This is a genomic window from Paenibacillus sp. XP01 (assembly GCF_057364885.1).
Genome location: NZ_CP139481.1, coordinates 5,245,499 through 5,269,512, shown reverse-complemented (window position 1 = coordinate 5,269,512; position 24,014 = coordinate 5,245,499). Strand labels below are relative to the sequence as shown.

Annotated in this window: 22 protein-coding genes; 18 read left to right on the top strand and 4 right to left on the bottom strand. The window is 47.3% G+C overall.

Annotation, left to right across the window (positions count from 1 at the left end):
* The first annotated feature begins 153 nt into the window (after positions 1 to 153).
* From SNR34_RS23795 to tnpB, 7 genes are all read left to right on the top strand, one after another.
* The gene (locus tag SNR34_RS23795; protein ID WP_486180334.1) at positions 154 to 1,005 is read left to right on the top strand and encodes an SDR family NAD(P)-dependent oxidoreductase; all 852 of its coding nucleotides are present in this window, start codon (positions 154 to 156) and stop codon (positions 1,003 to 1,005) included.
* 49 nt (positions 1,006 to 1,054) lie between these two features.
* A complete protein-coding gene (locus SNR34_RS23790) occupies positions 1,055 to 2,146 on the top strand; it encodes an FAD-dependent monooxygenase (RefSeq protein WP_486180333.1) in 1,092 nt (363 codons plus the stop codon).
* 117 nt (positions 2,147 to 2,263) lie between these two features.
* Positions 2,264 to 2,587, top strand: a complete 324-nt coding sequence (locus SNR34_RS23785; RefSeq protein ID WP_486180332.1) for a putative quinol monooxygenase — start codon at positions 2,264 to 2,266, stop codon at positions 2,585 to 2,587.
* Between the two features lie 95 nt (positions 2,588 to 2,682).
* On the top strand, positions 2,683 to 3,015 hold the full coding sequence (gene csaA, locus SNR34_RS23780) for a chaperone CsaA (RefSeq protein WP_236415698.1): 333 nt from the start codon (positions 2,683 to 2,685) through the stop codon (positions 3,013 to 3,015).
* A 248-nt stretch (positions 3,016 to 3,263) separates the two neighbouring features.
* On the top strand, positions 3,264 to 4,064 hold the full coding sequence (locus SNR34_RS23775) for an SDR family NAD(P)-dependent oxidoreductase (protein WP_236415700.1): 801 nt from the start codon (positions 3,264 to 3,266) through the stop codon (positions 4,062 to 4,064).
* 414 nt (positions 4,065 to 4,478) lie between these two features.
* Complete coding sequence (locus SNR34_RS23770; RefSeq protein ID WP_486180331.1) at positions 4,479 to 5,039, top strand: GNAT family N-acetyltransferase; 561 nt, start codon at positions 4,479 to 4,481, stop codon at positions 5,037 to 5,039.
* A gap of 655 nt (positions 5,040 to 5,694) precedes the next feature.
* Complete coding sequence (gene tnpB, locus SNR34_RS23765) at positions 5,695 to 6,888, top strand: IS200/IS605 family element RNA-guided endonuclease TnpB (RefSeq protein ID WP_486180330.1); 1,194 nt, start codon at positions 5,695 to 5,697, stop codon at positions 6,886 to 6,888.
* Between the two features lie 502 nt (positions 6,889 to 7,390).
* On the opposite strand, the gene SNR34_RS23760 is transcribed toward tnpB, so the two are convergent.
* A complete protein-coding gene (locus tag SNR34_RS23760) occupies positions 7,391 to 8,332 on the bottom strand; it encodes a zinc-binding dehydrogenase (RefSeq protein WP_486180329.1) in 942 nt (313 codons plus the stop codon).
* A gap of 125 nt (positions 8,333 to 8,457) precedes the next feature.
* On the opposite strand from SNR34_RS23760, the gene SNR34_RS23755 reads away from it, so the two are divergent.
* The 5 genes from SNR34_RS23755 (at position 8,458) to SNR34_RS23735 (ending at position 12,613) form a co-directional block, all read left to right on the top strand.
* A complete protein-coding gene (locus tag SNR34_RS23755) occupies positions 8,458 to 9,336 on the top strand; it encodes a hypothetical protein (protein WP_486180328.1) in 879 nt (292 codons plus the stop codon).
* A gap of 307 nt (positions 9,337 to 9,643) precedes the next feature.
* Positions 9,644 to 9,910: a CD3324 family protein gene (locus tag SNR34_RS23750; RefSeq protein ID WP_486180327.1), complete on the top strand. Its 267-nt coding sequence runs from the start codon at positions 9,644 to 9,646 to the stop codon at positions 9,908 to 9,910.
* Positions 9,911 to 10,066: 156 nt separating this feature from the next.
* Positions 10,067 to 11,032: a nucleotidyltransferase domain-containing protein gene (locus SNR34_RS23745; RefSeq protein WP_486180326.1), complete on the top strand. Its 966-nt coding sequence runs from the start codon at positions 10,067 to 10,069 to the stop codon at positions 11,030 to 11,032.
* A gap of 452 nt (positions 11,033 to 11,484) precedes the next feature.
* Positions 11,485 to 11,775 carry a YfzA family protein gene (locus SNR34_RS23740; protein ID WP_236415710.1) on the top strand — a complete coding sequence of 97 codons (291 nt, stop codon included), beginning with the start codon at positions 11,485 to 11,487 and terminating at the stop codon, positions 11,773 to 11,775.
* A 325-nt stretch (positions 11,776 to 12,100) separates the two neighbouring features.
* On the top strand, positions 12,101 to 12,613 hold the full coding sequence (locus SNR34_RS23735) for a hypothetical protein (protein WP_486180325.1): 513 nt from the start codon (positions 12,101 to 12,103) through the stop codon (positions 12,611 to 12,613).
* Between the two features lie 381 nt (positions 12,614 to 12,994).
* Here SNR34_RS23735 and SNR34_RS23730 read toward each other — a convergent pair whose 3' ends face one another.
* Entirely contained in the window at positions 12,995 to 13,363 is a 369-nt protein-coding gene (locus SNR34_RS23730; protein ID WP_486180324.1) for a VOC family protein, read from the bottom strand.
* Positions 13,364 to 14,142: 779 nt separating this feature from the next.
* Between SNR34_RS23730 and SNR34_RS23725 the strand changes: the two genes are divergently transcribed.
* The 3 genes from SNR34_RS23725 to SNR34_RS23715 all read left to right on the top strand — a co-directional run bounded on the left by SNR34_RS23725 (position 14,143) and on the right by SNR34_RS23715 (position 17,550).
* Entirely contained in the window at positions 14,143 to 14,898 is a 756-nt protein-coding gene (locus SNR34_RS23725) for an exodeoxyribonuclease III (protein ID WP_486180323.1), read from the top strand.
* Between the two features lie 246 nt (positions 14,899 to 15,144).
* On the top strand, positions 15,145 to 16,134 hold the full coding sequence (locus SNR34_RS23720) for an alpha/beta fold hydrolase (protein WP_486180322.1): 990 nt from the start codon (positions 15,145 to 15,147) through the stop codon (positions 16,132 to 16,134).
* Positions 16,135 to 16,572: 438 nt separating this feature from the next.
* The gene (locus tag SNR34_RS23715; RefSeq protein WP_343261115.1) at positions 16,573 to 17,550 is read left to right on the top strand and encodes a diaminopimelate dehydrogenase; all 978 of its coding nucleotides are present in this window, start codon (positions 16,573 to 16,575) and stop codon (positions 17,548 to 17,550) included.
* Positions 17,551 to 18,164: 614 nt separating this feature from the next.
* Here the strand turns inward: SNR34_RS23715 and SNR34_RS23710 are convergent.
* Entirely contained in the window at positions 18,165 to 19,043 is an 879-nt protein-coding gene (locus SNR34_RS23710) for a pentapeptide repeat-containing protein (protein WP_486180321.1), read from the bottom strand.
* A gap of 47 nt (positions 19,044 to 19,090) precedes the next feature.
* A complete protein-coding gene (locus SNR34_RS23705) occupies positions 19,091 to 20,134 on the bottom strand; it encodes a LacI family DNA-binding transcriptional regulator (protein WP_236415717.1) in 1,044 nt (347 codons plus the stop codon).
* A gap of 309 nt (positions 20,135 to 20,443) precedes the next feature.
* Here SNR34_RS23705 and SNR34_RS23700 point away from each other — a divergent pair, with 309 nt between their 5' ends.
* The 3 genes from SNR34_RS23700 to eutH all read left to right on the top strand — a co-directional run bounded on the left by SNR34_RS23700 (position 20,444) and on the right by eutH (position 23,928).
* A complete protein-coding gene (locus SNR34_RS23700) occupies positions 20,444 to 21,718 on the top strand; it encodes a glycoside hydrolase family 140 protein (protein WP_486180320.1) in 1,275 nt (424 codons plus the stop codon).
* Positions 21,719 to 21,784: 66 nt separating this feature from the next.
* The gene (locus SNR34_RS23695) at positions 21,785 to 22,828 is read left to right on the top strand and encodes a Gfo/Idh/MocA family protein (protein ID WP_486180319.1); all 1,044 of its coding nucleotides are present in this window, start codon (positions 21,785 to 21,787) and stop codon (positions 22,826 to 22,828) included.
* A 2-nt stretch (positions 22,829 to 22,830) separates the two neighbouring features.
* The gene (eutH, locus tag SNR34_RS23690) at positions 22,831 to 23,928 is read left to right on the top strand and encodes an ethanolamine utilization protein EutH (protein ID WP_486180318.1); all 1,098 of its coding nucleotides are present in this window, start codon (positions 22,831 to 22,833) and stop codon (positions 23,926 to 23,928) included.
* Positions 23,929 to 24,014: the final 86 nt, after the last annotated feature.

Sequence of the window (24,014 nt, the reverse complement as noted above, 5' to 3'; positions counted from 1 at the left end):
ACCAACGCCCGTCAAAGCAATGTTCAGACCACAGAACGATACTTCGAAAAAAAATATAGCACCGCTATAGACAGTTTTGTATAGCGGTGCTATAATACACGTATAACAGTGCTATACCGTGGTCCACATCTTATCAAACTCAGGAGGGTTACTATGCCATCTAAAACTCAAGAGCTGGTCGTCGTCACAGGTACGTCCAGCGGTATCGGCAGGGCTACTGCGGAGCAGCTCGCCGCTGAAGGATTTCATGTTTTGGCGGGGGTTCGTCGTCAGGAAGACGCCGACAAAATCAAACGCAAAAATATCGAACCGGTGATCGTCGATGTTACCAATATCAACACACTACAGGCGCTGGCCGAACGGGTGGAGCAAGATCCGCTTGGTCGCCCTTTGCGGGCCGTGGTCAACAATGCCGGCATCGCCGTTAATGCCCCTCTCGAGATGGTTCCGCTGGATGAATTTCGCCGCCAGATCGAAGTCAGCGTGATCGGACAGGTCGCGGTTATTCAGGCACTTACCCCGGCCTTGCTGAACAGCGGCGGGCGAGTAGTCAATATCGGTTCGCTTGGGGGCAAGGTTTCCATGCCCGGGTTCGGAATTTATTCGGCTGCAAAGTATGCTATGGAAGCGATCAATGACAGTCTCCGCAGGGAGATGTTCTCGTTTGGCCTCAAGGTAATCATGATCACTCCGGGTGGCGTCAGCACGGGCCTGTCGGAGCAAGGGATTACGACAGCGGAGCGACTGGCGAAATTGATGACGCCGGATCAGCACCGGCGCCATGATCGTCTTTTTGATGCCGTGAAGGCTCAGGCTGAAACGTGGGCCACGGACGGTATCCGCCCCGAGAAAGTGGCAGCAGTGGTTTCACGAGCCGTCCACGTAAGTAAGCCACGCACCCGCTATACGGTCGGCCGCGATTCGGCACTGCTGACCCGACTGGTCCGTATTCTCCCGGACAAACTCCTCGATCGGATGCTCCGCAGCCAGATGAAGCTGCAGTAACGGATAGATATTTTTACGAATGCCCCATTACAAAACAGGAGAATGAATCATGTCACAACAACAGGTTGAACATGCCATTATTGTAGGTGGATCTTTAGGTGGTCTAATGATGGGGCTTGCGTTATCCCGTTCTGGTTATACAGTGACTATTCTTGAACGTGCAGATTCATCATTAAGAAATGGTGCTTTTATTCGCTTGCACACAAAGCCTTATCATAATAGTGAAATTGAACGAGAATTAAGACACCTGGCATCCAATGGTAACAACAATGTTGAAGCCTGGTCAGCCATTCAAGAACGTTTGCGCAACGCGGTCGCTAAAGAACCTGGTATTACCCTTCAGCACCATACACGAATTGTTAGTGTTGGGCAAAATGAATCATCCGCTTGGGCGATCAGTGAAGAGGAGCATACGTTTAAAGGAGACTTCTTGATTGGTGCAGATGGATATCGCAGTATTGTCCGCCGTTATTTAAGCCCTGACAAACCATTTGCAGATTATGCCGGCTATCTGGCTTGGGTAGGGAAAGTGGATGAAAATTTGCTGCCAAAAACAGACTGGAAAAAACGGCAGCTTTCGAGCGCTTATTTCAGCGATAGTGCCGCCGGTAAATTGACAACTGCGGTGATGCCAGGGAAAGAGGGGGGAACCCATCCCGGCCAGCGATGGATAGGTTTTTGCTGGTTTGATCATTCGCATAATCCATTGCTGTCTGAATTAGGAGTGTTAAAGGACGGAATTGCCCAGCATTCTTTGTACGGTGAAGCTGTTCCGGATTCGCTGCTGAAAGAACTATCACAAACCAGCCAAGCCAACTGGAGTAAAGAAGAGGATGCCATTTTACAAATTGCGATTAATGACCGCAGTTTAATCGGGGCACCTGTAAATGAATACCTCCCTAATGTATTGTCAAAAGGAAGAATAGCCATGATCGGCGACGCAGCTCATACCATGTCACCAATGACGGGCGCAGGCTTTAATGACTCACTTGATGATACGGTTGCCATAATGGATGCCATTAAAAAGTATCCGAATTCGATAATAAATGCTTTGAGTGAATACCAAACACGCCGTTTAGATATAGTTCGTCGAGATGTTCTTGCGGGCCAAGGCTTTAATCGTACTTTTGGACGCCTATAACAACGTTAAGCTAAGCCATAGATACATTGGAATTTTAAGCATAAACAGGGAATTTGCCCATATGAGAAGACGCTAAAGCCAAAATACGAAGTATTTATAAATTGAGGAGGAATTAGCATGAACGATACAAAGAACCGTTACGTTACTGTACTCTGGGAGGCGAGAGCTAAGGCAGGGAGAGAAGCCGAGATGAAGGCATTTATGACTGCGGCTGTCACTCCGTCGCGCAACGACCTGGGCAACATTGACTACGAGGCTCACGAGGTAGAAGGCCAGCCCGGTACATTCATCATCTACGAGCGCTGGGAAAACCGGGATGCTCTCGATCGGCACCTGAACGCCCCGCGGATGCAGGAACTGGTGCCCCAGCTCTTAGAACTGATGGAGGGATCTATTGAGGAAGGGATTCGACTCCTGAAGCCGTTCCGCCCAGCGCAATAAAATGCAACACCGAGCGGAACTCATTAAGTTCTGTCCGTAAAGCGTGAGAGATATTTTCGTGAGCGCTTAAAGACTTTAGTGGAGGAGGCAAAACGTTGGCAACGATCGATGATTTTGCAGCACTAGATATTCGTGTCGGAACGATTAAGGAAGCGGAGTTTTTTGAAGAAGCAAAGGTCCCTGCGATAAAGCTTAAGATTGATTTTGGACCGGAGATCGGGACGAAATCTTCAAGTGCACAAATAACTAAGCGTTATAAGGTTGAGGAAATTGTAGGGAAGCAAATTATAGGAATCGTCAATTTTCCTCCTCGGCGCATTGCGGGATTCAAATCGGAGGTATTAGTTTTGGGAGGAGTCCCGGAAAAAGGAGATGTTATTCTCTTAAAGCCGGATACTGAAATGCCTAATGGTACGCCTATTGCGTAAAAATAAGGATCTACCTAAATTGGGCGATGTAATTAGTTGTAAAGCTGATTATTTAGCTGAGTACGGGGCCATTGTAAAGTTTGGGAATAGGGATGCTGGTATGATCCATATCTTTAAGCTCTCAAACACTTCATTGATGCAAATTCAGATCGCACAGCGTATCGCTTCGAAACATTGTTTTCATCAAGGAATAATGCTTGGAAATAAAGGAATTTAAATTTTAAAAGCGTGAGCTTTAGGAGATAAACATGGATCTTAAATTAGCCAACAAAGTAGCTGTCGTTACCGGAGCAAGTAAAGGAATTGGACTCGCTATCGTTCGAAAATTTATCGAGGAAGGGGCAAGTGTCGTCGCGGTAAGTCGGACTTTAACGGAGGAATTGGCTGATCTTGTTGAACATAAATCAGTCAAACATCTACCTATTGATGTCAATATGGAACGCAATACAGTTGAACTTTCTAAAAAACTCGGTGAAGTGTTCGGCAGAGTCGACATTTTAATCAATAGTATCGGGGCGGTTGACAAGAGGAGAGGAGAAGGTTTTTTGGCTACGCCAAATGAGGAATGGGAACAACTTTATGATTTAAACCTGTTTAGCGTTGTTCGTTTTACTCAAGCAGCATTACCGCATATCCTAAATAACAATGAGGGTGCAATTGTAAATATCTCTTCAGTAAATGCACGGATGCCCGAATTGCTATTGCCTATATATGGCACCACCAAAGCGGCACTTAATAATTTGACGAAAATGCTGGCTGGTGAGTTTGGACCTCGTAATATTAGAGTTAATTCGATCTCACCTGGACCGGTAGTAACACCTTTGTGGCAAGACCCTGACAACGGAATGGCCAAAACAATCGGTTCATTTGCAGGGATGGATTCAGAAAAAGTTTTTGAAGAGCTACCTAAAATGGCTGGTATAACATTGGGGAAATTTGCAGAAGCCGGAGATATTGCGAACCTTACAGTTTTCCTTGCTTCGGAGCGAGCTTCAATGATTACCGGAGCGGATTATGTTATTGATGGGAATATGGTTAAAACGATTTAAACCGCAATGGTTCGATAAATTAAATTTGAACTTCTAAACGGGGCTCTTTATTTACTGATATCTTAATATGTTCTCTCCTTACTATAGAGTTCGATAATTCATCAGCTCAATAAAACAACAAAGCAGCTGATCAAAATGATCGGCTGCTTTTGTTCAACGAACGGGCAGGTTAGGGCAATAAATAATACTCATGATTAAGTTCTGAAATTTTCTTATTCCAATTTCACAATAAATATAAATGGTAAGAATTACATGATATCATTGGTATTATAGTATTATGTTACTAATTTAGAACGAAGGAGATGATTCGTATGAAATATGTAACAAAGGTGATTGAAAAGTAGTTTGTTTGCCTTTGACTCTTTTCAATCGGAATCAATAAACCAAATTATTTGAAAAGAGGAACATACTTATATGTACCATGATGAGAATTTGTTAATTCGGCCAATTGAACATACTGATCTTTATCGTATTTGGGAATTAGTGTATAAGGATGATAAACCGGAGTGGAAAAGATGGGATGCTCCTTATTATCCGCATCACTCTAAAACGTATGAAGAATTTTTATCTATCGGTGAAAGCTGGATCAACCAACCAAACCTTTGGGTAATCGAAGTAGATCGAATTGTACGAGGTATGGTTTCTTATTATTGGGAACATGAGCCTTCGAAATGGCTTGAAATGGGAATTGTATTTCATGAGAGCAGTTCATGGGGGAAAGGAAATGGAACACGTGCATTAAAATTATGGATGGATCATTTATTTAATACAATGCCGCTAGTTCGTGTAGGTTTTACTACATGGTCAGGTAATGAAAGAATGATTCGAGTTGGTGAAAAACTAGGGATGCAAAATGAAGCGCGAATTCGAAAGGTTCGTTTCTACAATGGAAGTTATTATGATTCCATTCGAATGGGAATTTTAAGAGAAGAATGGGTAACGATTCATTCTGCTAACGTAACAGTGAAAAAGTAAGGATTTCATTTGTTAGAAGGGATAATCATGATAGATTCAACGTTTGGTCATCAAACAGAGTCACAACTAAAGTTGTTAAGTGCAGAGAGCAGTTAGAGCTTGCTCTTGTCGAAGCTGGTTATGAACAGATTTCTGTGAGAGAGCAGTTTCGCGGGAGACAGTCTGATTTTAGCAAAGATGGCGTAGATATTACATTTGGCTATATATCGAGTACTAATGATGGAAGTATTATTATGAATGGCTTACCAGAGTGGGTATGGCGACAGGATTCGTTGTTATCAAAAAGCTTTATGTTAAACGGAATATCAGCTCATGTCTTACATCAGAGACAACTTTTAGAGGAAAAGGAGGTTTACGAACAAATCGGTAGAGTACCTCGGCCCAAGGATGAAGATAGCAAAAATATATTGTATCGTATAATAGCAGAGTTAAATTAGTCTTTGGAACAAGATACGCTGTTTCACGAACTGGAGTGTTATTCGGATCGAAGAGTAAGCTCTATTTATATTCTGTGGACAAGTTGTATTTATCGTTAAAGGCGAGAAGGCTCCCTCCTCAAAAGCGTCAGCTTTAGGCGGGGGATGAATCTCCATTTTTTTCTATTTTAAACCGAACGTATGTGCTATAATAACTGCAAAGAACGGAGGTGTATGGCATGCTCTTCCATAAAGCATACAAGTATCGGATCTACCCCAATCGTACACAGCAGCAGCTAATCCATCAGATGTTTGGATGTTGCCGTTTTGTGTTCAACTATTTTCTGGGACAATGGAAGGATACGTTTGACGCCACGGGCAAGGGCTTGTCGTACCATGCTTGTGCCACGCAGCTTCCGGATCTAAAGCAAGAACATCCTTGGTTGAAAAAAACGGATAGTATCGCTCTACAATCGGCTGTTCGGCATGTAGCCGATAGCTTTGATCGTTTTTTCAAGAAGCAGACACAGGCTCCGCGTTTCAAAAACCGTAAACATCCGGTGCAAAGCTACACTACTCGATATACGAATGGAAATATCGCTGTGAATGGGAGGAAGCTGAAGCTCCCCAAGCTGGGGTGGCTGCGGTTTGCAAACTCCCGCCCCTGTGAAGGACGCATTCTCTCGGCGACGGTACGGCGAAATGCCGCGGGGAAGTATTTTGTTTCGCTCGTCTGTGAAGTGGAGATGGAGCCCTTACCGGGTAACGAGAAGTCGGTAGGGATCGATCTGGGACTTCAAACGTTTGCGGTATCCTCCGAGGGGATGCGGGATACTCATCCGAAAGCCTGGAGCCAATATGAAAAGAAGTTGGCAAGCTGGCAGCGGAGGCTGGCCCGGCGTACGAAAGACGGTTCCAATTGGCAAAAAGCCAAACGGAAGGTCGCCCTGATCCACGAGAGAATGGTGAATATCCGCCATGACTTTTTGCACAAGCTGTCCACCAAGCTGATTCGTGAAAACCAAACGATCAGCATCGAGGACTTAAAGGTTTCAAACATGCTCAAGAATCACAAGCTGGCCAAATCGATCGCCGATGCGTCCTGGAGTGAGTTCAGAAGGCAGCTCACGTATAAAGCGGAATGGTACGGGCGTACCCTCAAGATTGCGAATACGTTTGCTCCGACAAGTCAAACCTGCCATGTATGCGGAGCGCTACACCGCGAGGTGAAAGATCTTTCGGTACGGCAATGGGTGTGTCCGTCCTGCCAAACCCTCCATGATCGGGATGTCAATGCAGCCCGAAACATTAAGGATGTTGCCATATCGATCGTCATATCGCCCGAGAACTGTGGGGACCACAGGGATCGCTTGGTCCACTTCGAACCAAGAGGTTCGATTACCCAAGAATCCCCCACTTCAAGCGAAGGCTAAGTGGTGGGAGTGTTCAATCGGGGAGTATTACGATGCAGAACAGGATAAGATGGTGGACATCGATGATATTGAGATTCCCTGTTTCGTAGGCGGGGAAGCCACTTTGCAAGAAGAAAAAAAGTAATCTTGGATCTGCAAAGGTTGCAGGTAAACGTTTGTGTATTTAAAACATGGGAGATTCTCTTGCGCAGCCTGAGAGGTACTTCAGAATGCCTTTGGACAATAAAACGAAGGGTGAGCGAACAGACTGTACACGTTATCGACCTCCCTCGCAAGCAGTAAGAATACTATAGACGTAGGCATGAAATTTTCATTATTCAGTGTTGCCCCGAGAGGGGCATGGTTGGCCAACGGGCAGGATCAGGAGAGAAAATGACATGTATAGCAATGAAATTCAAAAGCAGCGGTACTCTCTGCTCGAAGCGAGCCAGGGAATACTGCTGCTGTTTTTTTTGGATGTATTATGTTTAGATTTCTGGCATTATCGTTGCAAACGTATTAATCAACCTATATGAAGCACCGCTTTGCCGGAGAAATTCCGTTCCAGCAAATTACGGGCAACGGTATCTATTTCGGTCCAAGGCGCCTCGACTTCGATCCGGGGGACTAACCGCTCGTCTGTGACGAGCCGGGCCAGCAAACTCAGATCGTCCGCGACGGATTGAAGAGTGAGTTCCTCACCTAGAAAAAAGCTGTACAAGGTTTTTCCTCCGCTGGTCACCAGATTCATCATGTCGAGCGTTGCGGTATTCGAAGAGGAAAATCCTACTGCAACGCAAACCCCTTGGGGCGCCAACTGCGGCAGCAATGCCGCCAGTGTATTGCCGCCTACTGAATCGATGATCAGATCGTACGGCCCGAACTTATGGGCTGAAGAAATTGCGGAATATCCAATGATCACTTCATCGGATCCGGCCTCCCGAACAATCTTGGCTTTCTCCTCCGTGCTTGCCGTGCCTACGACAAATGCGCCGGATTGGGCTGCAAGCTGATGGGCGAATAGCCCGACCCCGCCGGTAGAGCCTGTAATGAAAATGCGTTTGCCGAGCAGCATGCCGCCTTTACGGAGCGCATAAAGAGCCGTAAGCCCTGCTACGGGGAGGGTAGCCGCCTCCGTAAAAGTGAGCTTCTCTGGAATTTCGGACAGCATCGATACGGGGGCAGCCACTTGCTCGCTCCAGGCTCCCATCGGAAGCAAACCGACAACCCTGGCCCCTTTTTGCGGACCTGCGCCGCTCCTGGCCGGCTCGATGACAATTCCGGCGAAATCCCAGCCGGGACGGCTGGATGTTTCCTGATGCTTGGCGTCGCTCACTTCACCGCGATTGAGAGAGAAGGCCTTCACTTGCACAAGTGCTTCCCAAGGCTTGGCCTCCGGGGCGTCAACTTCCTTGAACGCCAAATGTGACGGGGCAAGCGGATCCACTACAATGGTACGAATCATATCCGTTTCTCCTCCATGTATCGTTATGTGTCATTTAATGACTTTCAATTTCAATGAGGAGTATACTTTAAATATATTTTCATCCCAAGTGCAGAACTACACTTCATAAGAGGAGGGAAGAGAGGATGGATATAGATGCGGAGAATTCCAGACATCGAATCGTAATGGGAGAAATTGAAGCGCTGCGGGTCAAACGCCAGCAAAAGCTTGCCGATCGGCCTCACCCGTCCTTGAAACGATTTACTCAACAAGAGTTGAACGACGAGGCTTTTCCTTCGTATAAAAATTTGCTGGTTGGACGTACCCGCCGTATCCCGGCTCGTCAGACGATTATCAATATTGCAGAATATCTTGAATGTACATCCGACGAGCGGAACGATTTGCTATTGGCGGCCGGTTATCTTCCGATCCGGACCGAATTGGAGGGGAGATCGTTGGAGCGTGCATTGGAGTGGGCTCAGCAAACGATGAGGAGCATTCCTTTTCCCGCCATGATCGTAGCTCATACACAGGACATCCAGGGGTTAAATGAGCCGTTTCGTCATTTGTTCGATATTCCTCTTGACCGTTCATATGACGGTTTATTGAATAGAATCGATTTTCATTTTAATTCCAGTTTACCGATCCGGCCCCGCTCCACTTTTGACAAAGCGTCGACTGAGCAGTGGGAGGAGCATGCCATAAACGGGATCCACGCCTTTAAGAGGGAGCACATGCTTTCGCGTTATGATGCGTGGTATCAAAAGCTGTTGGATAAAGTCCAGAAATATAACGTGGACGAAGTTCTGAATGGGCCGGATGCAGAGCCAAAGATGGATCATACACAAACCATACTGGCCAGGATGGAAAGCTCCGGAGAGCTTGTTCCCATACGTTACAGACAGGTTTCGATTTCCGCTGGCAGCCGATTATATCCGCAAATTGTAGTTTTCATCCCGGTAGATGCTGCTGCACGTACCGTTTTCGAGAACCTGGGATGTCCGGCTGATTGTAGTTTTGTCTAACCCAACACAACCAAGAGGATGAAACCAAAGAGTTATAGCGACAATCGTGTCAGCCTCAAAAACACATCTTGAACAACAAGCTCTGATATAATAAGCATATAGCAGCTATCTATTTTCTATGGAGGTGAAGCTATATTGAAAACCATCGGGGTAGGATTCTTACATGCATCGCTCTATGCAAAGCCAGTGAAGGATATGGCAATGCTTTGCATAGAGCTTAGGAACAATCACATTGCCAACGACGAATCGTAATATTCTACGAACTGGCTTTGCACCTTATTGATTGATTAAATAAGGAGTGAGGCCCATGAAATATTCAAAAGCCGAGTCTATTTTTCCGGAAGAATTGCTACGTACCATTCAAGAATACGTTCAAGGCGAATTGGTTTATATCCCAAAACCCAAAGAGGCACACCTAAAATGGGGCGAGAAAACTCACAGCAAAAATAGGGTATCTGCTCGAAACGCCGAGATTAAATCCTTATTCCGCAATGGAGTTAGGATAGAGGAGTTGGCGGGCCGGTATTTCTTGTCCTGCGAAAGCATAAAGAAAATTGTCTATAAAAAGAACTGATGAAATCCGCTGAATCGTCGTATCGACGGTTTAGCGGATTTTGTGCAAAGATGAATTAAATCAACTTATACATAGTAACCGCACCTCTAAATCAATAGACTCAAGTTAAGGTTGTTGTGATGAAGGACGGCCGGATCATACGAAGGGGTGTACCGAATGAACGAAATCATAAAGAAGAAGCTGCTGGCCAAAAATGAACTGCTCATTAACATGGTGATCGAACGCGCAAAAAGAGATTTTCTAGACGATATCGCAATTATTGGGCTTACGGGTTCATTTAGCACCGGGGACTTTCATGAGAAGAGCGATCTTGATTTGATTATCATTAATAATACAGAAAGGGGATGGGAAATATCCGATTGCTTCATCTTGGATGACGTTGGATATGACATCTATTGCACGCCATGGGATTCAAGAATACAACAGCAATCCACCTTGGAGCGTCCCGACGTATCGAGCCTAACCGAGCTCCAAATACTCTACTATGCAAAGCCTGAGGATCTGGAAAAATTGAACGACTTCAGGCAAAAAGCGCTAGATGCACTTTCGAACCCGATCGGAGAAGCGTGTCTTCATCGAGCAAATAAATGGATCGACCTGGCTAAGCAAGCATACAGCGATACGATGCTCGGTGAAGATATCGGTTCAGTGCGACAGGCATCTGCTGGCGTTCTGTACAATCTGGTCAATGCCTTGGTCAATATGAATAACACATGCATCAAAAGAGGAATCAAGCGATATTTGGAAGAGATCCGCTCGTTGCGCTATGTTCCGGATGATCTCGAATCCTTATACATGTCAATCATCGAAGCTCATACCATTGAAGATATCCGTATAGCGTCTTTTAACATGTTGAAAAGCGTTACGAAGTTACATCGCACGATGTGTGATAACTTCATTGTTAAACCTGTTCCGACCTTTGATAATCTGAGGGGAACATACGAAGAATTATGGTGCAACTACCGCAATAAAATGTTGAACAGCGTTATAACGAACGATGCTTCCTACGTCTTTCTTTCGGTCTTTGGGCCCAAGGATATCTTGATGAAATGGCTGTGGAGAAAGGAACCAAGAAATTTGATCTTATGCAGTACTTTGATGCAAGTGATTTACCAGTTATGAAAGAGAAGTTCCTTGAAGTGATGGATGAATATCTAGTCGAGTATGATAAGGTCGGCAGAGAAGTCGAACGTTTTACAACCTTCGAGCAACTATATGCCCATTATATGAATCATTGACCTTACATCCCAGTTGGTAAGAAGTCCGCGGAAACGGAACCGTGGACAATCTATCTGATAAAATAGGACTACGGATTAGAGTATGAACAAGCAAAAAGGCGGAAGTATTAAGCTAACGGGAAACGTTTGAGTAAAACAACAAAGCAGCTGATCAAAGTGATCGGCTGCTTTTATTCACTAACGGACAGGTTAGAAGGAATAGAAGGATCTGTTGAATTACAATTTAAACTTAATTTTTCAACAATTTAATACATCAATTTTGGAACTTAATCCCTGAATATCCGTATTAAACTTTATAATGTGAAGAAAATAGTACTAAATAAGGATGGGGTTACTTTGGCTAGGAAACAAAATGCTGTACCATTTCTGAAACGATATTGGGTATCTTCTATTGGTGTGTTTTTGTTGTCACAAATATTCTTTCTCACATCTGAAGCAACAGGTTGGAAACTTAACTACAGAGATGCGAATGGAACGATATTTGGAAGGATTCTTGACACTCCTATTTTCACTGAATGGTTTAATTTCTACGAAACGCCCCAATATAATTTACTCACTGTCTTTTTTGGCATCTTTTTTCTTGTTCCTGGATTAGTGAGTGTGATAAAAAAGGTTTTTTCACGCTAAGTTAAGAAACTTACATACACTTTAGGAAAGCGAATACCGATTGCTGATTTAAGTTCGAATTGTGATGTGCCCAATGGTTTAACAGCATGATGCAAAGCACTTTGATGAATGTACATCATTAAAATACGGGGAAACTGGAGCTTAATAAAGCCAAGAAAGCAGCCGATCAAAGTGATCGGCTGCTTTTGTTCAACAAGCGGGCAAGTTATTTCAGTCCCATTTATAAATTTAAGATATAACTTTCGTTGACGGATAGCGTTATTAATAACGAGAAACGTCTTAAAGGTTTTACAATAATTACTAAAAGAGAATATGAGGGATCAAGGTGAATAAAAAGGGACTTTTCTTTGCCATTTTATTTTTATCTATAATAACGTCGACCGTAACTGCCTGTGATTCAACAAACCCAAGTGAAGAGAATACGTCTAATCCAAAGTCTGGTTTATTATCAAGCAAGTCCGCTATTACAACCCTTACTAATTCTTTAAGTGAAGAAGAGAATAAACCCTCACACTATATTGCTTCTCGGGGCGCAGTTGTACAGCAACCTTTTTCCGTAAAGCCGGGAGTTGGACATATAAAGCTTCTAATAAAGAACAACAGCGGCCATGAAGTCAATGTTAGTTTAACGCACGTAGATACGAATAAACTGTATTTCGTTAAAACGATGGCTCCCGAGGAATCTTTGGATTGGATAAATCTTTTTGAAGGTTTCGAACAAGGAATGCGTACCGGAGACTACTTACTTCAATGGAGTGGCGGTGGTTATCGTGTTGATGGGGAAGTATGGGGATCAGCTGGTTCAGACCCGGACGATATTGTCCATCTATCTTATTAAACTGCCCTGAAAATTAATTCATAGCGTAACTCTAAAAAAGAATACGAAGCTAGACGCAGCTTACAAGATTTTTAAAAAAAGCTGCGCCTCTTGGTTTTTGAGAAGGTTAAAGCTGCACGCTGCCTTTCTTTGAGAGCTGCATTCGCCTGTACTGGGCACCGAGATCATGATCAGATCATCGTATGGAGTGAGAAGCTTCGATGAGTGCGGATCGAAGATATTTGTTGCCTTTACGTGTTTGGAGGACTTGCGTTTGCCCGCGATTCCCGGAATACGATCCAGTCGGTCAAGGTTTTTTGGATGAAAAAACTCCCCTCACAGTAACAGGGTTTATTATTTCACCTGTCTACCGTATGGGGAGCATATCAATAGATTTGCGTATCAGGCTTTACTGTGAAGAGTAACTAGATAACCGTCTGGGTCGGCAAATGTAAAGGTTCGCCCGAATGGTCCATCTATTGGTGCAGATGTAATCTTTACACCTGCTGCAACAAGTTTATCATGGATTTCTTGCGTATCAGGGGCATGAAGCCAAAGAGCGACACCAAGTCCAGGCTGAGTACTTGAGCCGAGTTCAATTCCTGGTATTAGATCACGAAGAGCAAATGCAATAGGCTTTGTTTCAAAAACCACAGCATGAGGTGGTCCCGCCTGTGAGCGGACCAGTCCGAGATAGTTTTGATAGAATTCCGCAGAGCCTTCAAGATTACTCACTTGAAGTGAAATGAAGTCGGGTCCAATTGCTGACATAAAGAAATGTCCTCCTTTTTATATGGGCTTGTTTATGTTATTCGTATAACTCGTAATGCTGACAAACACCGTAGATGATTACTGCTTTTTCGTCATTGCCGAAAGCATCAACTAACGTGAGGTTGTTAAGCATTTGTGAAAATCTTTCATGGAATCCAGGAAAAAAATGCCGTACCCTTTAGCTCATCAGCAGGGGAAGTACAATTGACGTCATTAGCTGAGAGAAAAATAACCATTTAAACATCTCGATGCGCCATCGCTTCAAAATAAGCATTTGCAATCTTCAAAGTCATGTAAATAACCTCGCTTTCATTTTGTATATCTTGATTATACAAGCCTCCTATTGCCAACAGTATGTCAGTAGCGTACTTTCATTTTCTCGATTTGTTCTCTTACTCGTTTTTTGAATGATTCAGGTTCAGTGGCTACCACATATGCCCCCACCCAAGAATCCAACTCAGCCATTCTTCCGGTTGACGGACACGAAAAGTGACATGGTAACCGTCCTCTTTAGATTCAGCAGTTTCTATATAATGGGTCCTTTGCTTCTTCAACTCCTCGAAAAGGGGAATTACCAAAAAAGTAGCGCTATATCCTCAAAATGAAGGAGAGTCTAATGTGGCGGAAGAAGGAAGTGTTATATATTCATTTAAAGGAGATTTGAAGAACGAAAAGCTTATCATACATTGGAATAACGAGTCCGGAATCATCGTCATGTTCGGCCTTGTCCTTACGTATCTCCCATGCTATATTGGGGGACGTGAGGAGTGGAAAAAACGATGAAATTGGTATCATGGAACGTCAATGGCCTGCGGGCTTGCGTCAATAAAGGATTCGTGGATTATTACAACGAGGTTCAAGCGGACATTTTTTGCGTCCAGGAGACGAAGCTGCAAGAAGGTCAGATCGAGCTGGACCTGGGTGAGGGTGTCCATCAGTATTGGAACTATGCCATCAAAAAAGGATATTCCGGCACGGCCGTGTTCACCCGGATTGAACCGCTCTCCGTCCGTTACGGCATGGAAGAAGACAGCGAGCCGGAAGGACGGATGCTTACGCTGGAATTCGAGGCATTTTACCTGATCAACGTGTATACGCCCAATGCCAAGCGCGATCTGAGCCGCCTGCCTTATCGATTGGAGTGGGAGGATCGTTTTCGGGCGTACATTCTGGAATTGGAACAGCGCAAACCTGTCATCGTGTGCGGCGATTTGAATGTGGCCCATCAGGAGATCGATCTGAAAAATCCGAAGTCTAACCAAGGCAACTCCGGTTTTACGCTGGAGGAGCGCGGCAAGATGACCGATTTGCTGGCAGCGGGATACGTGGACAGTTTCCGCCATTTATATCCGGATCGTACGGATGTGTACAGCTGGTGGTCGTACATGCCGAAGGTGCGTGAGCGCAACGTGGGATGGCGCATCGATTATTTCCTGGTATCGGACAAACTGCTGCCGTTGGTTGAAGATGCCCGGATCGACTGCCACGTTATGGGCAGCGATCATTGCCCGGTAGGTTTGAATCTTCGACTATAATGTCATCATAACTGCATTTCATGCGTTTAACCCGCAGATTTCCGTTCGCCGGAGATTTGCGGGTTTTTGTTTTGACTTGGAACCATATGACTTGTTGAGCTAGTATGTTGGGTGAAGGTATGAGATCGAAACTGGACTTTGGTTGGGGAACGAACTGGACCCTGGAATGTTTCGGAAGCGGACCTGTTTTAGGTAAGATGAGACAACAGAGAAACCATCGAATATGGGGTAAAGGGAAGGGAAAGCATGGGGAAATGGCTGGGAAGGGGTTTGCAGTTATTCGGCGGATTCATTTTGACCATGGGCGTTCTGCTCGTGATCGGCATGATTTATGAAGTGCATCAGTCGAGGCAAGATTTGAGGGATTACATTCCCCCGGGAAAGCTTTACGAAGTTGACGGACGCAATATGCATCTGTACACGACAGGAACGGGCAAAACCACGGTTGTTTTTGCTTCAGGCTGGGGAACGCCGAATCCTTATGCCGATTTCAGTCCGCTATACGAAAGGCTGAGACCGTATGCAAAGCTTGCAGTATATGACCGGTTCGGGTATGGCTACAGCGATTATACGGATGCGCCGCGCGACATCGATACGATGACTCGGGAGATTCACCAATTGCTGAAGTCGGCAGGACATCGTCCGCCGTTTATCATGGTGGGGCACTCCCTAGGGTCGCTGGAGGTGATTCGGTATGCGGAGATGTATCCGGATGAAGTTGCCGGCATCGTCATGATCGACGGAGGCAGTCCGAATTATTACTGCACCGAGGAGATGGAGATGCCCGAGTGGTATTTCGATTCGGCCCGCGCGTTGATCAAAACGGGCGTGGTCCGTGCATTGCTTCATTCCGACGAGATGACGAGCCAGTGGGTCATCGATCCCGGTTCGGTAACGGAGCCGATGCGAAAGGCGGCGACCATCTCCACCTTGAAGCTTGCTTATAACGAAAACATGATGGAAGAAATGTGGAATGCCCAGAACAATGCAAGGCGCGTGCTGGCCGAGCGAACGGAGTTTTCGTTTCCGCTGACGATTCTGACGGCAGATCCCGAAGATGCGGACGATCAGAGTATGGCCTGGAGAAAGGATCAAGCCGATTTTGCCGGTTGGTCCGGAAAGGGCAAGCAAGTCTTTGTCCCGAATGCAGATCATGGCTTGCACAACAGCCATCCGGATGTGGTTGTAAACGAAATTTTGCGAATGCTGAATATACGCGGCGACAGCAGCATATAAAGGGAAGCTGGAGCTGCGCGCAAGCTACCGTGATGAAGCGAGCAAGGAGTGTATTCCATTAATGACAAGCAAGAACAAGCGGTGAACAAGATTGACGTTGAAACATGTCCTGCGTCCATGGCAGCATCGAGGCTGTTTTGGGTTTCAGGGCTTTTTCATTGATAACGAATGAGGGTCCTTTATTTGCCAGATCGACCTTGGGCCAACAAAATATCACCTGTCAGCGAAAAAGAATGCTCGATGCCGCCTTAACCCTTTCCTCCGGTAACGCGGAAAATTTTTTTCTGTAAAATGGCGATTTAAACTGGAAACCTGACAAGTCACATGGTATGTTATATATTTATAGTATGTAAATCGAACCTTGGACTGAACGGTAATCGGACTTGTTCCATTTACATAGCAAAGCAACTATAGATGAAGACAGGGAGAGGATCGCAAATGGTAAGAGTAGGGATTGTAGGTTATGGAAACCTGGGTAAAGGCGTCGAGAAAGCCATCGCGCAAAACCCGGACATGGAGCTTATCGCAGTATTTACACGCCGTAACCCGGAACAAATGGTTGCCGAGGGTCCGGCTGTTCACTTCGAACATATCTCCGCAGCCGAGCAATATATCGGAAAAATCGATGTCATGATTCTGTGCGGCGGTTCCGCTACCGATCTTCCGGAGCAAACACCTGTCATTGCGCGTCTGTTCAATACGGTGGACAGCTTTGATACGCATGCCAAAATCCCTGAGTTCTATGACGCTGTAAACGCGGCAGCAGAGCAAGGCGGACATGTCAGCGTGATTTCTACGGGTTGGGACCCGGGCTTGTTCTCCATGAACCGCCTGTTGGCACAATCCATTTTGCCTGAAGGCAAAGAGTATACGTTCTGGGGCAAAGGCGTAAGCCAAGGACACTCCGATGCGATCCGACGCGTACCTGGCGTCAAAGCCGGCGTGCAATACACCGTTCCGGTAGAAGAAGTCATCGACCGCATTCGCGCAGGCGAAACGCCTGAGCTTGCTACGCGCGAGAAACATTTGAGACAATGTTTCGTCGTAGCCGAAGAAGGCGCGAACCAAGACGAGATTCGTGAAACGATCGTTTCGATGCCGAACTATTTTGCCGATTACGATACAACGGTAACGTTCATTTCCGAAGAAGAATTGAAATCCGAGCATGCAGGCATGCCGCACGGCGGTTTCGTTATTCGCAGCGGAGTTACAGGCGCAGGCTCGAAGCAAATCATCGAGTTTGGCCTGAAGCTGGACAGCAATCCCGAATTCACGGCCAGCGTTCTGGTTGCATATGCGAGAGCGGCACATCGTTTGAGCGGCGAAGGACACAAGGGAGCCAAAACGGTATTTGACATTCCGCTGGGCCACCTGTCCCCGAAATCCGCGGACGAGCTTCGTCGCGACTTGCTGTAATCGTCAATATTCATACAAGTATAGGGATGAGTTGCTAAAAGCATTTCTCTCTATCAAAAAGGAGCGAACCTTGCCGGACAAGCATATCCGGGTGAGGTTTGCTCCTTTTGTGTTATAGGGATTTAGCGTAGTCGCTCAATTTCCTCGGATCGAGCTCAAAGGTACCTCGGCGCACTCGAATATAACTCGCACGCGTGGTACGTTCCCGCTCTGACGAACTTCGTGCACCTTATTAGGTTGTTTGGGCGATGGTCGATCGTCTTACGAACCTGAGACATCTTAATTAGGATGTTTGGGTTATTGTGGGCAAGATATCGGCGAATTAGCGTGTCTAGGGTTCGTTAGATTTTTTTGAGGTCGAAAAAGGGTTAAATAAGGTGCCTCAGGTTCGTTAAAATTTCCATGACGTGAACATGACCCGTACGGGTGCCAACATCCACGGAGATGTTGCCACTTGCGAGTGTCTCTCGTATGTTGTGCAACGTCAGCACGCGTCCTTCGGACTCGTGTGAGGCACATCTGACGAGCCGTACCAAGCGAGGCTATCTCCGTGGTCCGATGTCCCATCTTTTCGCCAGCGGCAAGATACATCAGGATCGGCCTACAGCCGACTCCTAGCTGCTCTTCAGCCAGTGTTCAGGGTGTTTCAGATGTGTCGGCAGCTTGGTTTCCCGGCTGCCTTTGGCCGAATTGATCTGGGATTGGGTAAGGAAAATGCTCTCCCGCAAATCGGCATGACTCAGGTCGGCATCGCGCAAATCCGCGCCGATCAGGTCCGTTCTTCGCATGTCGGCATTTCGCAGATCCGCCGCGATCATAAGTGCACCGCGGAAGCTGGTCCCGCGAAGGTCGGCGCCCTTCAGCTTGGCACCGAGGAAATCCCAACCGGAGAGCTTTTTGCGTTTGGTTTTCCTGGAGCCCGAGCGATGACCACCTGCGCCTGCATCGGAATAGGCTTTGGCACGGACCATTTCGCTGGCTTGCAGCAGCAGGTCGTTCACGACAGAGCGATGGGCAGGCAGGTCCAGCCGCAGCATTGCGGCAGGCTCCAGGTTGGCCAGCTTCTCTGTTTCTTCATAAGCGTGCTGCAGCTCGGCATGAATAGAACGGGTGTCCTGAAGCTGAAGCATTTCCCGCACGTAACTGAGCATCTCGTGAATCTGTTTCAGGACCGGCAGGCAGTCGAACATCTCCGCAGCCAGTTCCGGATGTTGTCTCCAGTCCTTGCCTGCGTATGTCTCTTGGGATAACTTCTGCCCGGCGCCAAAGCAATCATAGACCGTACATCCTTTGAAGCCTTTCTGCCGAAGCCGGTCATGGATGCCGCAGCGATAATCCTGTCCCAGATTGGTGCAGGGCGTGCCGCCCGGTTTGTCAAAGGCGAAATCGGAGGATTTGCCATAGGGCAGCGCCACGCAGCACAAGCCGAAACATTGCTCGCAATCGGACGCCAAATGCGGATTGCCGCTCGTAGCGGAACGGATATTCAACAATGGGAACACTTCCTTTAGTTCGTATCAATATCAATGGTGTGGCTAAGTTAACGGCTTACTCGGGCACACGAGCGGCGCTCGACCACTTCGGTATTCACGCAAATATGGGCTCTGCTCGCGACATTGGCCGTCTGATTCAGAGGGTCCATCATCAGCCTTACTGCGGTTTGCGCCAAAGCGTCTTTCTTGACATGCACGGTCGTCAGTTCGGGGCTGATCACTTTGGCCTCGAAGATGTTGTCGAAGCCCATGACCGAAATGTCCTCAGGGACGCGAAGCCCCACGTTTTGCAGCGATTTGACGACGCTGATCGCCATGTAGTCGTTTTCGCAGAAAATCGCGCTCGGCAGCTCCTTCAGCTCCCGGATGGACTGCTGGAACCGGTCCTGCGGCATGACCATCATCGGTTCGAATTCGAAAGTCAACGCGTCGTCGACCTTCAATTGCTGCTCGGCAAGCGCGGCCATGAAGCCTTCCTCCCGTTTCGTGAAATTGGAAATGCGAGCTCGGGATTTCACATAACCGATGCGGCGATGGCCCAATCCAATCAGATGTTTGCCCGCCTGGTATCCCCCAAGCGAGTTGTTGATGGAGACAAAGTTGGCATCCAAATGATCGAAACACGTATCCAGAATGACGACATTTCGGTGGATGTCTTGAATCCGTTCAATCATGGGCGGCGTCAAGTTGGTTCCCAGCACCAACAGGCCGGCGGTAGGCTGATCCTTTTCCAGATTAGGCAGCTCCTGTTCCAGGTCGTTTACGTCAATCGAAGAGATGACGAGCGTGCTGCCATGCTGTTTGACCTGATCCGTAATGTGGTGGATCAATTCGTTAAAAAACGGAAGCGTATCGTAATGCTCGGTGACGATATCTGTATTTTTGCAGGCAACGAAACGAATAATAGCATTGGCATGCGATTTATGGGACTCCCTGCCAGTCTTGATCGTTCTTGGTTTGTAGCCATGGGCCTGGGCAATGTCCAGTATATGTTCGCGGGTCTGTTCGCTTACACCCGGTTTATTGTTAAAGGCAAGAGACACAGCTGCTTTGGAAACGCCAGCAAGCCTCGCGATATCATCGATTTTCAACGTACAACCTCCTACCATGAAATGCATATGTTCAGTATACCACGATTTCATCTAAACTTTCAGTCCTTCAACTAAACTAAACTTAACTAAAATACATAAAAACAAAACTGAAAAAAACATTGACTGTTTATGAATTGAGTGCTAATATGCAATTGTAAAACGTATTCATTTTTGCATTCAGAACTGAAATTATATTAATTTAAGTTAAATTACAATTAATAGTTTAGTTTGTTAATCTAATGTTTTTTTGTTTGTTTAGTTCTGATCCATATTCATTTAGCTGATCTTCAATCGAAAGGAGCAGAAGAAATGACGGTAACGGTTGCTGCAAACGGAAGAACGCTGGAGAAGCATGGCAAACCGATGTTTTACCTGGCGGATACGGTCTGGAGCGCGTTTACGAACGCTACGCTGGAAGAGTGGGAGGAATACCTGGATTATCGCAAAATGCAGGGATTCAACGTGCTGCAGATGAACGTGCTTCGTCAATGGGACGCCAGCGGATCGGATCTCAATTGGGAACCCTTTCATTTACAAGAAGATGGATCTTACGACTATGCGGCACTGAACGAGGCGTATTTCGCCCGTGCCGAACAAATGGTGCGCATGGCCGCGGAGAGAGGATTCACGCCTGCGCTTGTCCTGTTGTGGTGCAACTATGTGCCGGATACATGGGCTACGCCGTTGCAGAAAAATGCCAAGATGCCGATCGCAGCGGTTGAACCGTATGTCACCCATGTCGTGCAGCGTTTCTCGAAGTATGACCCGATCTATCTGGTGAGCGGCGACACGGATTTTCCTTCCGATGAGGCGAACGCGTATTATCTGGCCGCATTGGAAATCGTGAAACGCATTAGCCCGGCAAGCGTGACGACGCTCCACATTCAGGGAAGGCTGCGGGAGATTCCCGAAGTGTTCACGGAGCATGAGGGACTTGACTTTTATATGTACCAATCGGGTCATAACTCGGAGTTCCAGTACATGGCCCACGAAATTGCGGAGCATTTCTATAATAAAACGCCTGTTCGTCCTGTCATTAACGGCGAGCCGTGCTACGAGCAGATCAGTTACAGCCGCAACGTGTACGGACGTTATTCTGCCGCGGATGCCCGCAAAGCTGCATGGCAAAGCTTGCTGGCTGGCGGCGGAGCCGGAGTGACGTACGGCGCGCATGGCATCTGGAGCTGGCACAAAAAAGGAAAATCGTTCGGCATCGTGGAGGGAGAAGGTTTCGACAGCCCTTACGATTGGAGAACGGCTCTGCGTTTTGAGGGAGCATGGGACTATTCCTTCATTAAGTACCTGTTCGAAAACTATGGCCTGGTAGGTTTGCAACCGCTGGACATCGTGCAGAACAAGACGCGCGAAATTCGCGCTGCTGGCAACGAAAATACCGTGGTGCTGTACGTGCCGGTGAACACGAAAGTAAAGCTCGACTTCCCGGTGGAAGAGTACGACTTCACGACGATCGATTTGGTGAACCGTCGTTTCGCCCAAACGGATGCCGTGCGCGAGAACGGATACGGCGTATTGCCGATGCATGCTTTCGAGCATGACGTCGTCATTGTGGGTACACGGAAGTAAGATGAGAGTCCGAATCGAAGGACTTAAGCCCTGACAGGGATTGATTTTGTAAAAGAGGTGGAACGTATGTGGAAAATCGGTATCGTAGGTACGGGATACTGGTCGGAAAAACACATTAAGGCTTGGCAGTTCATTGCCGATGCCGAAATTGCGGGAATTTGCGACAGAAATGAAGCGACCTTGAGTGACAAGGCGGATCGTTTCGATCTCTCTGCAAACATCCGTTATACGGATGTGGAAGCGATGCTGGAGCGGGCCGACATCGACGTGCTTGATATTATTACGCCGCCGGAAACACATCTGGAGCTGGTGAAGCTGGCTGCGGCGGCAGGCAAACATATCATGTGCCAGAAGCCGTTTGCCCGTTCGATCGAGGAAGCGCAGGAGATGGTACGTATTGCGGAGGAAGCTGGCGTGCGCCTGATGGTTACCGAGAACTGGCGCTGGCTGCAACCATTCCAGCTGATCAAACAATTGCTGGTGGATGGAGCGGCAGGGCAGTTGAATACGATCCGCTATATTCATACCGATTATTACTCGCCGCGCTTTGCGCCCGAGAACGAACTGCCTCAGCCATTCTTCAGGGATATGCCTCGTCTGCTGTTCTACGAGATGGGCGTTCACTGGTTCGATACTTGGCGGTTCCTGTTCGGCGAGCCGGAGCGCTTGTATGCCGAAACGAGAAAGGTCAGCAGTCACACGGTCGGCGAGGACAGCGGCATGGTGATGCTTGGATATTCCGATTATGTCGGCTTGATGGATATGAGCTGGGCGACGCGCCGCGAGCTGAGCGAACCTCTGCCGGATCGGGTCCTGCCGGATCATAAAGAGCAGCTGATCATCGAAGGCGACAAAGCAACGATCAAATTGTACCATACCGGTCGATTGACCTTGATCGACAATGCCGGCGTGGAAACGGTGGTCGCCGAGCATACGGAATTGAACTATGAGGACAGCCATCGCAAGCTGCAGTCCCATTTCATTGATTGCCTGAACACGGGCGAGGAATTCCAGACCAGCGGGGTGGATAATCTCCGGACCCTGCAGCTGGTGTTCGATACGTATGACAGTGCAGCCACCCATCAGGTGAAGCTGTATGAAGAGGCTTAAGCATGTCCATCAATGATCTAGTCATGATTGTCATTGCCTTTTTTCTGGTACTGGGAGCTGCGGACAAAGCGTTCGGGAACCGATGGGGACTCGGAAACGCGTTCACGGAAGGCATCATGGCGATGGGCACGTTGGCACTGGTTATGGTAGGGATCGTTTCATTGGCTCCCTTCCTGGCCAGCCTGCTGGTTCCGTTGATTTCTCCTCTGTATGAAGCCATCGGTGCCGACCCTGCCTCCTTTGCCAATACGATTTTGGCCGTCGATATGGGCGGTTATGCGCTGGCAGGACAGATGGCCCAGAGTGAGCAGGCGGCCCTGTTTTCGTGGGTGCTGCTGGGTACGATGTTTGGCCCGACACTGGTATTTACGATTCCGGTTGCGCTGGGCATTGTGGAGAAAAAGGACCATCCGTACTTTGCCAAAGGCATTCTGATTGGCATCAGCACCATTCCCATCGGCTGTTTGGCCGGCGGATTGACGGCCGGCATCGACATCATGATCATTTTGAAAAACCTGATCATTCCGGTGATGTTGTCCATATTCATTATGCTGGGTCTGCGCTTTTTCACCAATCAGACGGTAAGGTTGTTTAAAATATTTGGAAGCGGTATCACCTTGTTGTCCCTGATCGGGCTGGTGGCGATCGCCGTCAAAACGCTGACCGGTTGGGAGCTGGTTCCCGACATGGCGCCTTTTTCCGAAGGCATTATGACCGTAGGCACGATCGCGATCGTGCTCGCAGGCGCATTTCCGATGGTGGAGGTCATCAACCGGACCTGTAAAGGTCCATTGGAGCGGGCAGGCAAATGGTTTAATCTGGATGCTTCAACGACGGCCGGGCTTGTCGCCGCGCTTGCGCATAACATCCCGACGTTCCGCCTGGTCAAGGACATGAGCCCGCGCGGCAAAGTCGTCAGCATCGCTTTTGCGGTCAGCGGCTCATTCGTTCTGGGGGGACACCTTGGATTTGTGGCGGGGATGAACAAAGAGATGGTCACCGCCATGATCGTTGGCAAGCTGGCCGGAGGCATCAGCGCCGCGATGGCTGCATCGTTTTCCATGAAAGCGAATCAAAAAATGGGAGTAAAAATCAGGTAACAACGTAAAATACACACCCGTTATTTGGTTGAATTGATATGAATTAACACATTATATGAAGGCACCTGCGCAAAAGGAGGATTTAC

Coding starts and splice junctions, on each gene's coding strand:
- SNR34_RS23755 (WP_486180328.1), top strand. CDS start 8,458: ATGGATATAGATGCGGAGAATTCCAGACATCGAATCGTAATGGGAGAA.
- SNR34_RS23725 (WP_486180323.1), top strand. CDS start 14,143: ATGAAATTGGTATCATGGAACGTCAATGGCCTGCGGGCTTGCGTCAAT.
- SNR34_RS23720 (WP_486180322.1), top strand. CDS start 15,145: ATGGGGAAATGGCTGGGAAGGGGTTTGCAGTTATTCGGCGGATTCATT.
- SNR34_RS23695 (WP_486180319.1), top strand. CDS start 21,785: ATGTGGAAAATCGGTATCGTAGGTACGGGATACTGGTCGGAAAAACAC.
- SNR34_RS23715 (WP_343261115.1), top strand. CDS start 16,573: ATGGTAAGAGTAGGGATTGTAGGTTATGGAAACCTGGGTAAAGGCGTC.
- SNR34_RS23770 (WP_486180331.1), top strand. CDS start 4,479: ATGTACCATGATGAGAATTTGTTAATTCGGCCAATTGAACATACTGAT.
- SNR34_RS23750 (WP_486180327.1), top strand. CDS start 9,644: ATGAAATATTCAAAAGCCGAGTCTATTTTTCCGGAAGAATTGCTACGT.
- eutH (WP_486180318.1), top strand. CDS start 22,831: ATGTCCATCAATGATCTAGTCATGATTGTCATTGCCTTTTTTCTGGTA.
- SNR34_RS23745 (WP_486180326.1), top strand. CDS start 10,067: ATGAACGAAATCATAAAGAAGAAGCTGCTGGCCAAAAATGAACTGCTC.
- SNR34_RS23760 (WP_486180329.1), bottom strand. CDS start 8,332: ATGATTCGTACCATTGTAGTGGATCCGCTTGCCCCGTCACATTTGGCG.
- SNR34_RS23785 (WP_486180332.1), top strand. CDS start 2,264: ATGAACGATACAAAGAACCGTTACGTTACTGTACTCTGGGAGGCGAGA.
- SNR34_RS23790 (WP_486180333.1), top strand. CDS start 1,055: ATGTCACAACAACAGGTTGAACATGCCATTATTGTAGGTGGATCTTTA.
- SNR34_RS23775 (WP_236415700.1), top strand. CDS start 3,264: ATGGATCTTAAATTAGCCAACAAAGTAGCTGTCGTTACCGGAGCAAGT.
- SNR34_RS23795 (WP_486180334.1), top strand. CDS start 154: ATGCCATCTAAAACTCAAGAGCTGGTCGTCGTCACAGGTACGTCCAGC.
- tnpB (WP_486180330.1), top strand. CDS start 5,695: ATGCTCTTCCATAAAGCATACAAGTATCGGATCTACCCCAATCGTACA.
- SNR34_RS23700 (WP_486180320.1), top strand. CDS start 20,444: ATGACGGTAACGGTTGCTGCAAACGGAAGAACGCTGGAGAAGCATGGC.
- SNR34_RS23730 (WP_486180324.1), bottom strand. CDS start 13,363: ATGTCAGCAATTGGACCCGACTTCATTTCACTTCAAGTGAGTAATCTT.